The sequence below is a fragment of the Candidatus Phytoplasma crotalariae genome (genome assembly GCF_030586865.1).
GTDB classification, from domain to species: Bacteria; Bacillota_I; Bacilli_A; order Acholeplasmatales; family Acholeplasmataceae; genus Phytoplasma; species Phytoplasma citri.
On sequence record NZ_JAOSIR010000015.1, the window covers coordinates 1 to 13,029 of the forward strand.

The 13,029-nt window shown below is 23.5% G+C and carries 10 protein-coding genes; 9 read left to right on the forward strand and 1 reads right to left on the reverse strand.

Annotated elements, in window-relative coordinates; translation table 11 throughout:
• Positions 1 to 301: 301 nt before the first annotated feature.
• Positions 302 to 538, reverse strand: coding sequence for a hypothetical protein (locus tag OC683_RS01435; protein WP_304514784.1), 237 nt, complete (start codon positions 536 to 538; stop codon positions 302 to 304).
• Between the two features lie 443 nt (positions 539 to 981).
• On the opposite strand from OC683_RS01435, the gene mscL reads away from it, so the two are divergent.
• From mscL to OC683_RS01480, 9 genes are all read left to right on the forward strand, one after another.
• Positions 982 to 1,410, forward strand: a complete 429-nt coding sequence (gene mscL, locus OC683_RS01440) for a large conductance mechanosensitive channel protein MscL (protein WP_304514785.1) — start codon at positions 982 to 984, stop codon at positions 1,408 to 1,410.
• Positions 1,411 to 1,857: 447 nt separating this feature from the next.
• Positions 1,858 to 4,353 (forward strand): preprotein translocase subunit SecA, encoded by a 2,496-nt coding sequence (secA, locus tag OC683_RS01445; protein WP_420887814.1) that lies wholly within the window; start codon positions 1,858 to 1,860, stop codon positions 4,351 to 4,353.
• Positions 4,354 to 4,392: 39 nt separating this feature from the next.
• Complete coding sequence (gene prfB, locus OC683_RS01450; protein ID WP_304514787.1) at positions 4,393 to 5,487, forward strand: peptide chain release factor 2; 1,095 nt, start codon at positions 4,393 to 4,395, stop codon at positions 5,485 to 5,487.
• A 42-nt stretch (positions 5,488 to 5,529) separates the two neighbouring features.
• On the forward strand, positions 5,530 to 6,258 hold the full coding sequence (locus OC683_RS01455; RefSeq protein ID WP_304514788.1) for a YitT family protein: 729 nt from the start codon (positions 5,530 to 5,532) through the stop codon (positions 6,256 to 6,258).
• Positions 6,259 to 6,324: 66 nt separating this feature from the next.
• Positions 6,325 to 8,127, forward strand: coding sequence for a nitrilase-related carbon-nitrogen hydrolase (locus OC683_RS01460; protein ID WP_304514789.1), 1,803 nt, complete (start codon positions 6,325 to 6,327; stop codon positions 8,125 to 8,127).
• A gap of 4 nt (positions 8,128 to 8,131) precedes the next feature.
• The gene (mnmA, locus tag OC683_RS01465; RefSeq protein ID WP_304514790.1) at positions 8,132 to 9,277 is read left to right on the forward strand and encodes a tRNA 2-thiouridine(34) synthase MnmA; all 1,146 of its coding nucleotides are present in this window, start codon (positions 8,132 to 8,134) and stop codon (positions 9,275 to 9,277) included.
• 113 nt (positions 9,278 to 9,390) lie between these two features.
• Positions 9,391 to 10,680, forward strand: a complete 1,290-nt coding sequence (hisS, locus tag OC683_RS01470) for a histidine--tRNA ligase (protein WP_304514791.1) — start codon at positions 9,391 to 9,393, stop codon at positions 10,678 to 10,680.
• Positions 10,680 to 12,422 carry an aspartate--tRNA ligase gene (gene aspS, locus OC683_RS01475; protein WP_304514792.1) on the forward strand — a complete coding sequence of 581 codons (1,743 nt, stop codon included), beginning with the start codon at positions 10,680 to 10,682 and terminating at the stop codon, positions 12,420 to 12,422. Before hisS ends, aspS begins: the two co-directional genes overlap by 1 nt.
• 5 nt (positions 12,423 to 12,427) lie before the next feature.
• Positions 12,428 to 12,790: a PP-loop family protein gene (locus OC683_RS01480; protein WP_249175847.1), complete on the forward strand. Its 363-nt coding sequence runs from the start codon at positions 12,428 to 12,430 to the stop codon at positions 12,788 to 12,790.
• Positions 12,791 to 13,029 lie beyond the last annotated feature (239 nt).

Consider the following 13,029-nt stretch of genomic DNA (forward strand, 5'->3'; position numbering starts at 1 on the left):
AGTCTTAAAGCGCAATTTTTAAATCAAAAATTATTTAAAAACATAGAATAATTCAATCATTCCTAAGTTCAAAAAATAAATAATCTATCCTTATTTATTCAATTATATTTTTATTTTTTATATATTATTAAAGTAAAATAAAAATAATTTTAGTTGAAAATATTTTGGGAAATTTAGATAATTTTTATTTATTTAAAAAAATCAACTAAAGCAGTTGATTTTCATAATTATTAATAAAACATTAAATTGTCATTAACTTTTTGTGATTTATTTGCTTTAATATATTTATATAATAAAATTTTTATTTTTTATTTTGATCTTTTTTGATAATGCCTGCTTGATAACCTATAAGTACAAAAATAATTCCACCTAATCCAGTTAAAAAAGATAAAATTAAAGGGAAAAAAATACTCTTATTATTAAATCCGCAAAAATAACCCCATTTATAAAAAAAGTAGAATAATAAAATTGTTAATAGTATGAATACACATATAAAAAATAATGTAATGCTTGTAAATTGGATTTCAAGATTTTCCATGATTTTCTCTCCTTCATTTATTAATTTTATAAATTTAAATAAAAAAATTATTATCGAATATTATCAATAATAAAATATATTTTTTATTCTAATAAATATTTTATATTTTTATTTTCGTTTTTGTGCTAAATTATATTTTATAATGATTTTACTGTTTTCTAAATTATTTATAGCTTATATTTATTGGTATTATTTGACATATTGATTGTTTTAGTTTAAAATATATTCGGATGTTTCACTATATATATGAATTCTCTAATTTAGAATTAAAATTAAAAACTTTTTGGTTTTTTATTATTTATTAAATGTTTCTATAAAGTATATTTAATGCACAAATTTTCAACATTTTTAAAGACAAGAATATATAGTAGAATAATGTAAATTGTAAATATTATTAATTTTTTTCAAATTTGAAAAAAATTTATTAAAAAAGAGGTGTATGGATGTCATCTGAAAATATTAGTTTACATAAAGTTAAAGAGTTTAAAAAAGGCTTTCAGGATTTTATTAATAAGGGTAACATTGTTCAATTAGCAGTTGCTTTTATATTAGGACAATTATTTACTAAAGTAGTTAGTTCTTTAGCTACTGACATAATTATGCCTCCTATTAATTATCTTTTTAGTGATACAGGTTCTTCTTTGCAAACTTTAAATTGGCAATTAAAAAATAATATTTATTTGAATTATGGCATTTTTTTACAAAATGTTTTTGATTTTTTATCTGTTTCATTTATTTTGTATTTAATTGTTTTATATTTTTCTAAATATTTTAGTAAAAAAAATCAAAATGAAAATAAAATTTCTGTCGAGCATGAAAAAGTTAAAATTTTAAAAGAAATTAAAGATATTTTAATTAATCAAAATAAATAAAAAAATCAAATTTTTTTATTAATATAATTATTTAAATTTTTTGTAATTCATTTCGAGAGTGCTTTTTTTATTTTAAAATAAAAAAGCACTCTTTTATTTTTATTATTTTGTAAGATTAATAATTTTCGGAAGATTTAATACATTGAAAAAAAATCAACTATTCGTTATTTTTAAAATATATTTTTCGGAATTGATATTAGATGACACTAACAAATAATTAATCAAAAATATATTTTTTTTAGCAGTTTTGATATAATTAATAGGATAAAATTTATAATTATCATTTATAATTGTAATTAAAATTGTAAATTTGAAATTTACATTATATACAAATGCATTATTATAAAAATTTTATTTCTAAATAAATGTTTAGGAATAAATTATTAATTAAATCTATGATATTGAAAAAAGGATTATAATCTAATGATATTAAAATGTGTAAAAACAATATTAGGCTTTTTTAAACAATTTCGTAATCCTTCTAAAAGATATTTGAAGAAAGTTAAAAAAGTTGCTGATAAAATTGATCAATTAAGTAATCTTATGTCTCAATTAAAAGATGAAGATTTTCCTAAAGAAACTCTTAAATTAAAACAAAAATTAAAAGATGGTATGTCTTTAGATAGTATTTTGGTTGAGGCTTTTGCTTTGGCGCGTGAAGCTTCTACTAGAGTAGCCAAAATAACACCCTATTATGTTCAATTATTGGGAGCTATTGTTTTACATAAGGGCAATATTGCAGAAATGAAGACTGGAGAAGGCAAAACTTTAACAGCTGTTATGCCGGCATATTTACATGCTTTAGGAGGCGAAAGCGTTCATATTGTAACTGTTAATGAATATCTAGCACGCCGTGAAGCGGAAGGCGTTATAGGAGATATTTTTCGTTTTTTGGGTTTAAGTGTAGGTTTAAATCTTAAAAATAAAACTATTCAAGAGAAAAAAATAGCTTATAATTGTGATATTTTATATTCTACTAATAGTGAAATCGGATTTGATTATTTAAAAGATAATATGGAAAGCGATATTAATAATGTTTTAATGACTCGTGAATATGGTTATGTAATTATTGATGAAGTTGATTCTATTTTAATTGACGAAGCTAGAACTCCTTTAATTATTTCTAATAATACACAATCTGGTCTTAAATTTTATAGAGATGCTGATCGTTTCGCTAAATCCTTAAAATCTGAACATTATTTAATCGATTTAGAATCAAAAACTATCGAATTGACTGAAGAAGGTATTCGCAAAGCAGAATTATTTTTTAAAATTAATAATTTATATAGCAATAAAAATTCTTTTTTATTACATTTTATAAAAAATGCTTTAAAAGCATGTTTTATTATGGAAAAAGACAAAGATTATTTAGTGCAAAATGATAACATTGTTATTATTGATCCATTTACAGGTCGCGCTTTGATTGGTCGACAGTTTAGTGATGGTTTACATCAAGCTTTAGAAGCAAAAGAAAATTGTCTTATTAAAGCAGAAACTGAGACATCTGCTATGATTACATATCAAAATTTATTTCGAAATTATAAATTGATATCTGGTATGACTGGAACAGCTAAAACCGAAGAAAAAGAATTTATTAGTATATATAATATGAAAGTTATTCAAATACCTACTAATAAAAAAATGATTCGCGAAGATGCTCCTGATGTAGTTTTTTTAACTTTAAAGGAAAAATGGACAGCTTTAATAGAAGAAATTAAAATAAGACATTCAAAAAAACAACCAATTTTAATAGGTACTGTCAGTGTCGAAGTATCAGAGCAAATTTCCAAGTATTTAAAAAAAAATAAAATATCTCATGAAGTTTTAAATGCTAAAAATCATTTAAAAGAATCTGAAATAATAGCTAAAGCGGGTTATAAAGGCGCTGTTACTATAGCAACGAACATGGCTGGGAGAGGAACAGATATTCGTTTAGCAAAAGATGTTGCGGAATTAGGTGGTTTAGCTGTTTTAGGAACAGAAAGACATGAAGTGCGAAGAATTGATAATCAATTACGTGGACGTTCAGGTAGACAAGGCGATCCCGGTTATACTAAATTTTTTGTTTCTGCAGAAGATGATTTAATAAAACGTTTTGGTTCTGATAAAATTAGTAAATTAGTTCATTTGTTGCAACATAGTAATCAACAAAAAAATAATGCAGTATCTTCTCGTTTGTTAACTGATTTATTTACCAAGATACAAAAAAAAATAGAATCTTCTAATTTTGAATATCGCAAATTTGTTTTAAAATTTGATTCTGTTTTACAGTTGCAAAGAGATATTATTTACAAACAACGTAAAGAAATTTTAGCTTCTGAAAAAATTGAAGAAGTTTTGTGGAATATTATTATTAAAACTTTGAAAAATGAAGTTAAAAATTTTATTAATTCCATGCAACAAAACAAATATAAAAAATTAGATCAAAAAAATATTATAAAGGAATTAATTAATTATTTTGAAATTAAGCTTTTTCCTATAAATACTTTAAAAGAAATAGATTTCCAAGTAAATAATCAAAAAGATTTATCTTATTCGAAAATAGAATCTATTATTTTGAAGAAAGCTCGTCATCTTTTGGACATAAAAAAACAACAATTTGCTAAATCTGATGTACAACAGTATTTAAATATTATTAGACTAATTATATTAAAAAATATTGATATTAAATTTCAACGTCATATGAATGATATGGATTTATTAAGAAGAAGTATTAATTTTTTAAGTTATGGACAACAAAATACTTTAATTGTTTATCAACAAGAAGGTCAAAAATTTTTTAATTGTATGATTGGAAATATTTCTCAAGATATTACTAAAATTGTTTTAAAATCAAATTTTTTCGAAGATTTTTTACATGATTTAAATTTTATTGAATCATCACAATCAAATGATAAACATAAAATAAAGAATAAAAAATATATTAAAAAACCTTGGGATTAATTAAAAAAATATAATTTCCAGAGGGGATAATTTTTTATAATGGAAAAATATGAATTTCATCAAATTTTAAATAATTTAAAATCTACTTTATTCAATCTAGAACAAAAAATAGATGTTTCGAATTTGTTAGAAAAAGTAAAATCTTGTAAATTATTGATGTCAAAACCGAGTTTTTGGGATAATCCTCAAGAAGCTGCTCATGTTACTCGGAAATTTAGTCAGTTACAAAATAAAATTAATCATTTTACTAATTTACAAAAACAACATCAAGCTTTAACTTTATTATCAACAAGCGAAGAAATAAATGATCAACAAAATTTCACTTGGTTAATTTTAGAATTGAAAAAATTACAACAAGATATTAAAAATCTAGAAATTGAAGTTTTATTAAACAAAACTTATGACGAAAATAATGCTATTTTAATGTTACATTCTGGTGCTGGTGGTTTAGAATCTCAAGATTGGTGTGAAATTCTTTTTAGGATGTACAAAAAATATGCTCAAAAAAAACAATTTCAATTGGAAATTTTAAATTTGCAGACAGGCGAAGAAGCTGGCATTAAAACTGTTAGTTGTTTGATTAAAGGTCTTTATGCTTATGGATATTTTAAATCTGAGAGAGGTATACATCGTTTAGTTCGTAAATCACCTTTTGATGCTAATTTTAAAAGACATACATCTTTTGCTTCTTGTGAAATTCTGCCAGAAATTAACGAAGAAATTACTGTTGATATTCAAGAACAAGATTTAAGAATAGATGTTTTTCGTAGTAGTGGAGCTGGAGGTCAACATGTAAATACTACTGATTCTGCAGTTCGTATTACACATTTACCTACTGGTATTGTAGTGAATTGTCAAAACGAAAGAAGTCAAATTCGTAATAAAGAGAAAGCTTTACAAATTTTGAAAACTAAATTGTTTCAATTAGCTTTGCAAAAGCAAAAAGAAAAAGAAGATAATTTGAAATCAGATCAAAAAGAAATTGGTTGGGGATCACAAATTAGAAGTTATATTTTCCATCCCTATCAAAAAGTTAAAGATCATCGTACTAATTATGAAAGTTCTCAAATAATTGATATTATGAATGGCGAATTAGATGATTTTATTAATGCTTTTTTAAGGAGTGATAATTAATTAATTTTAATTAAAAATCTTTTTCTGAAAAAGGATAACAATATGAATAAAGAACCAAAATTTTATCACAATAAAATTAATAAATGGTTAATACTTGTTTTAAATGATATTATTTTAGCAATAACTATGTTTGTATTTACTTTAGGTAGTAAATTAAATATAGGTGGAACTGATGGATTAGCTTTAACAAGTGCTCGTTTATGTAATTTATTTACAAATAATTCTTATTTTATTTCTGATAAAATAATGATTTATTTTATGTTTTTTTATAATATTTTGGCCATAATTATGGGATATAAAATATTTGGGAAAAAATTTATATTAAAAAGTGCTATTTTAGCTGTTATTTTGATGATAGCAATGTCTTGTCTGCCTTATATATTAGGTGAATCGACAGTTTTTTTAACTCGTTTGTTGGTGTGGAATAATGAATATTGGAGATTATTTATTGCCTCTATATTAGGCGGATTATTAATAGGTTTTACTCAAGCTAACATTAGAAAATTAGGATTCACTACCGGAGGTATGGATGTTGTTCAACAATTTTTAAAAGATGTTTGCGGAATGAATTTTAAAATTTCTTTATTTATTACTGATGGTACTTTAATCTTTTTATCTTCTATTTTGGAAAGTTTTGATCAAATAAATCTTTTTAACATGTTTTCAGAAATTATGATAAGAATTATATTATCACTATTATCTATTTATATTATTGGTTGGATTATGGATAAAAAAGTTAAATTTAATTTGGTTGCAAATAATAATAAATAATAATATTAGAATAAATGAATAATATGAATTATTTTATTAGAAAGGTTGATTGCTTAAAGCAACAAAATGTATAAGAATGGATTTTTAAAAATTGAATTAGCAAACCCCGATTTAACTTTTGGAAAATTTGATGAAAATAATGATATTATTTTAAAGGTGTTAGCCAAAAGTAAATCTAGTTTTGTAGTTTTTCCGGAATTATGTTTAAGCAGTTATACAGCTGGTGATTTTTTTTTTGAAAATGATTTTAATAATAATATTTTAAAATCTTTAAATTATATTATTCAAAAAAACTCTTTCAAAGGCGTTTATATTTTAGGAATACCGTTAGTTTGGCAAGATATGATTTTTAATGTAGCCATCGTGATACAACAACAAAAAATTTTGGGAGTTATTCCGAAATATACTATTCCGAATTATGAGGAATTTCGAGAAAAAAGATGGTTTACTTCTGGTCATGTGATAACAGAAATGCAAGAAATTATTTTGTTAGGTCAAAAAATTCCTTTTGGAAATATTTTATTTGTGAATCAAATTTTTAATATTTGTTTTGGAGTAGAAATTTGTCAAGATTTATGGACTATTAATTCTCCTAGTGATTTATTGATAAAAAAAGGAGCACATTTCATTTTTAATTTATCTGCTTCTACAGAACATTTAGGTAAAGCAAGATTACGTCGTATGGCAGTTATTAATCATTCTCGTAAACAAATTGGGGGTTATTTTTATGTTAGTAATGGTATGAAAAGTGAAATGTCTAATGATGTTATATTTTCTAATCATAAAATAGCTGCTCTTTTAGGAAATTTAATAGGAGAAAAAGATATTTTTAATTCAGAAACAAGTTTAATTGTAGATATTTGTATAGATTTTATTAAACATCAACGTTTAATAGATACTACTTATGCAGATCAAATTTTAGAATCTAAAAAAATAATAATTGCAAAATCTTATTTTGATTTAAATGAAGATAAAGATTTTATTTTTGAAAAAAAATGGAGTATCAAACCTTTTGTAAATGAATCTGAATCAAATGAACAGTTACTTTTGTCTAATCATTTGCAATGTTTATTTTTATGTAATAAATTATCTTTATATCCTAATAGCAAAATTTTTTTATCTATAAGTTCTAATTTAAATGATTTAATTAATTTATTAGTAGTAATTCAAAGTTTTAAATTAAATAAGAAAAAATTTAATGATTTAAATATTTTTATCAAGGATTCCGATGTTTCATTTATTAATTTGATAAAAGATTTTTTGCAAAAAATAGGAATTAATAATTATCAAGAATATTCATCTTTATTATTGCATTACGATGATTTATTGGATGATAAGAAAAATATGAATATAGTTAATCATAATTGGAATTTTATCGATTTGAAAGAAATTAATATTTTTTTAGAAAATCATAATTTATCTGATATTAGTTTAGGAAGATTCATAAAAAATTTATATAATTTTGATGTGAATTTTAATCTTAATATCGGATTATCAGACACTTTAATAGCAGAATTAGTTTTATTTCATTTAAATCAAGAAATATTTTCGCAATTCCCTGATTTAAAATCTTTTTATCAAAAAAAAGCTACCTTACAATCTAATAATGATAATATTATTAAAAAAGATTTTATTTTGTTTTATTATTTAAAATATAGTTTAACTTTAGAAAAAATTGCTTTTTTATTAGCCAAAACATTTGATATTAATATAGAAGATAGCTTAGATTTGACTTATCGCACTTTAAAAGTTTTTTACCAAAGTCAAAATCAAAGAAATTATATTTCTTCAGGTCCCAAAATTTTTGAAAATAGTTTATTAGAACGAGCAGAAACTAATTTGTTATTTCTGAGCAAATACAAAAAATAGTATCGTGAAGAAAAAAGTTATTATTGGTTTATCTGGTGGTGTCGATAGTAGTGTGTCTGCTTTTCTTTTAAAAAAACAAGGATATGAAGTTGAAGGTGTTTTTATGCGTAATTGGGATAGTAGTTTAAATTATGATATTCAAGGAAATCCTTTTCTTAAAAAAACTATTTGCCCTCAAATACAGGATTTTCAAGATGCTCAAAAAATTGCCGAACAATTAAATATTAAGTGTCATTTTGTTGATTTTTCTCGAGAATATTGGGATCAAGTTTTTTCTTATGTTTTAGATCTTTTTAATCAAAATTTAACTCCAAACCCTGATGTTTTATGTAATAATTATATTAAATTTTCTATTTTTTCTGATTATGTTAATCGCCTTTTTAAGCCAGATTTTATTGCTATGGGTCATTATGCACGGCTACATATTATCAAGAACGATCAAATTTTAAAAAAAGCTAAAGATCAAAACAAAGATCAAAGTTATTTTTTATCTCAATTACAAAAACATCAATTAACTAAAATTTTATTTCCTCTAGGTGCATTAACTAAAACGCAAGTAAGAAAAATAGCTTATCAAGAAAATTTAGCGACAGCTCATAAAAAAGATTCGACGGGTATTTGTTTTATCGGAGAGAGAAATTTTTCAGCTTTTTTACAAAATTATTTACCTATTAATAAAGGTTTAATTAAAGATATGAAAGGTAATATTTTATCTCAAAAACATTTAGGAGTTTTTTATTATACCATTGGCCAACGTAAAGGTTTAAATCTAGGTAATACATCTTATAATTCATCTCCTTGGTTTGTGGTTGGCAAGGATTTAGTTACTAATACTCTTTATGTCGATCAAAATTCTGAAAGTATATATTTATATAGTGATTCTGCATTAATTATTAATGTTGTCTGGCGAGATTATAAATCTTTTAAATACCCGAATATTATGATTTTAAAATCGAAATTTCGTTATCGACAACCCGAACAAGAAGTAAAAATTTATTGGATTAATCAACAACAATTAAGAATTTTTTTTAAAGAAATTAAAGTAGTAGTGCCTGGTCAAATATGTGCTTTTTATTATGAAGATATTTGTTTAGGCGCAGGGATGATTAAAGAGGTTTATTATAAAAATAAAAAACGTCAGTATGTTTAAAGAAAAATGAATAATTCAATTTATTATTTTTTTGGTTTAAAATACAAAAAATAAATTATAATAATTTAATTTTTGTATATACTGATTGTTCAAAAGGAATATTAAAATTAGTTATGAATATTAAAAAAATTAAAGGTACTAAAGATTTTTTTCAAGAAGAAATGTTAAATTTAAAATTTGTAGAAAATAATTTAAAAAAAATTATGGAGAAATATCATTTTCAAGAAATACGTACTCCTATTTTAGAGTATCATGATATTTTTTATCATGCTACACCTTATTCTGAAATGGTTAACAAAGAAACTTATCAATTTTTAGATAAAAAAGGTCGCAAGATTGTTTTAAGACCGGAAGGAACTGCTGGTATCGTTCGTAGTTATTTAGAGAATAAGTTTTATAATTTCGATGATATTTATAAATTTTATTATTGTGGTCCTTTTTTTAGATATGAAAGACCTCAATTCGGCCGATATCGTCAATTTCATCAAATAGGTATCGAAATGTTAGGTAATTATCATGATTTATCTGAATTAGAAATTTTTTGTTTAGTTAATGAAATTTTAAATTTTTTTAATTTAACTCAAGCAAAAATTAAAATTAATCATTTGGGTAATACACAAACGCGTCAAAATTTTATTAAAATTTTTTCTGATTATTTACAAAATTTTTCATCAGATTTATGCTCTTTATGTTTAAAACGTAAGCAATTTAATATTTTAAGGATTTTTGATTGTAAAATTTGTCAAAATAAAATTTTTTTAAAAAAAGCCCCATTAATTTTAAATTTTTTAGATTCATCTCTTAAAAATCAATTTGAAATATTTTTATCATTATTAAAAAAAGAAAATATTAATTTTTATGTTGATCCCACTTTAGTTAGAGGATTAGATTATTATACCGATATAGTTTTTGAAATTGTATTACCGATATCTAATGAAGAATCTTTTGAATTAATTTTAGGTGGTGGCGGTAATTATAATGATTTAATTTATCATTTCGGGAGTAAAAAAAAGATTAAAGCTATAGGATTTGCTATCGGTATAGAACGATTTATGTTGGCTTTACAGTATAATAATTTTTGGAAAAATATTAATTTTAAACTATTAGATGTCTGTGTTTTGTCAGTAGATTATTCAGTTAATTATGAAGCTTTTAGATTAATTCAAAAATTACGTCAAAATAATATTCATGCTGAAATTATTTATAATAATAACGGAATTAATTTAACTAAATGTATTAAAAAAGCTTTAAAATTAAAACCTAATTATCTTATTTTTATGGGAACTAAAGAATTAAAAGAAAGTTATGTGACAGTTAAAAATACTACTACCCAAATAATTTATAATGTGAATTTAAATAATATTATTACTTTTTTGAAAAAGGAGTTAACTTTACAATCGTAATGAGTAAATATAGCTATAATAATAATGAAATTAATTTAAAAAATCAAGGTGAACGGGTTTTTTTAAAAGGTTGGATTGCTCGTAAACGCAATTTCAGAAATAAAATATTTGTAATGTTGAGAGATTTATCAGGATTAATACAATTAGTTATAGAACAAAATCATCCGCAATATTTAGAAATATCTAAAATACCAATAGAAACTGTTATTGAAGTTAAAGGTCTAGTAGTAGAAAGAATTAATAAAAATCCTAATTTAAAAACTGGTGATATCGAAATTGTAATAAGTCAATTATATGTTTTATCAGAAGCGCAACCCTTACCTTTGGTAGTGGAAGATAAAAATATTAGTAATGAAAGTCACAGATTAAAATATCGTTACTTGGATTTAAGAAAAGAAAAACAAAAACAATATTTGTTACAAAGACATTATATTACTCAAAATATACGTCAAACTTTGATATCTCAGGGTTTTTTCGAATTAGAAACTCCTATATTAGCAAAATCTACACCTGAAGGAGCTTTGGATTATTTAGTACCTTCGCGTTTGTATCCTGAATCTTTTTATGCTTTACCTCAATCCCCCCAATTATTTAAACAATTATATATGATTGCTGGATTTGAAAAATATTTTCAAATAGCACGTTGTTTTCGTGATGAAGATTTGCGATCGGATCGTCAGCCAGAATTTACCCAAGTTGATATAGAAATTTCTTTTTGGTCTCAAGAAGAAATTATGAATTTAGTAGAAAAAATTATGATATGTTTAATTAAAAATTTTAAACATTATGAAATTGAGAAACCTTTTGTTAGATTAACTTATGATCAAGCTATGAAAAAATATGGTTCCGATAAACCTGATTTAAGATTTGATTTATGTATAGAAAATTTGACAAATTTTTTCAATTTATCTGTAATATCATCAGAAATTATCAATAAATTTCATATTTTAGGTATTAGATTCATTTTATCAGAAAAATCCTTATTAAATAAAAAAACAATTTTACAATATTGTCATTGGATTAAAAATCAATATCAATTAGATTTGTATTATTTAATTAAAATTGATGATAAAATTCAAGGTAATTTGGTTAATTCTTTAAATAAAGAATTAAATTTTTTAAAAAATAATGAATATTGTTTTTTTGTATTCGATTCATCTATGGGAAAATCTTATAGCGTTTATGAAGCTTTAGGTTTTTTAAGAAATAAATTAGCGAAAGATTTAAATTTAATTGATGATCAAAAATTATCTTTATTGTGGATCATAGATTTTCCTTTATTAATTTTTGATGATATAGAAAATAAATATAAAGCTATGCATCATCCTTTTACCAAACCAGAAGATTATTTAATTTTGGACCAAAATCCTCATGAGGCAAAAGCATGTGCATATGATTTGGTTTGGAATGGTTATGAGATTGGTGGTGGATCTTTAAGAAATTATCAATATGATTACCAAAAAAAAATATTTCATACATTAGGTTTTTCTGAAGTAGAAATGCATAAACAATTTGGTTTTTTTTTGGAAGCTTTGCGATATGGCACACCTCCTCATGGTGGCGTTGCTTTAGGTTTAGATCGAATTGTTATGTTATTGACTGATACAGATAATATTAAAGATGTTATTGCTTTTCCTAAAACTCAAACAGCACAAGATTTAATGTTGCAGACTCCTGCTACTGTCACTCAAAAGCAATTAAATATTTTAAGTTTATCATTTTTATCTAAGGAAGATAATTGAAGTTTATGTTTTTATTATCATTAGCAATGTCATTAAAAAAAGAATATAAATATATTCTTTCGATCAGCGGTGGTGTTGATTCTATGACTTTATTAGATTATTTATATTCTAGAAAATTTCAAATAATTGTAGTTCATTTTAATCATTTAAAAAGAGAAAGTTCTTATCAGGATAAAGTTTTAGTAAATGAATATTGTCAATTACGTAAAATACCTTTTTATTACTTTGAATTAAGTTTGGAAAATAAAAATTTTCAAAATCAAGCTAGTTTAACTCGAAAATTATATTTGCAAAAAATAGCTGTCCAATATAAAACTCGTTATATTATGACAGCTCATCATTTAAATGAGGGCGCCAAAGAGGCCTAAATTTCGTGCTATCTAACCAATAGCCAGGGCCGATAAACCCTGCAAGGAGATGGTTGGTTTGGCAAACGAAAGAATGTCAGATTAGAGCAGACCATAAAAGCGAGTTGCGACAAAAGCAAATTAGTCAAAAAGACTTCGCCACCGAATAATTCTAGGGAGAAGCCTGAGATGGCCTAAGAAGGAAAATTGAGGTAATAATGAGACCTGTTCCGGAAGTTGCTTACAACGGACAGTCCAGA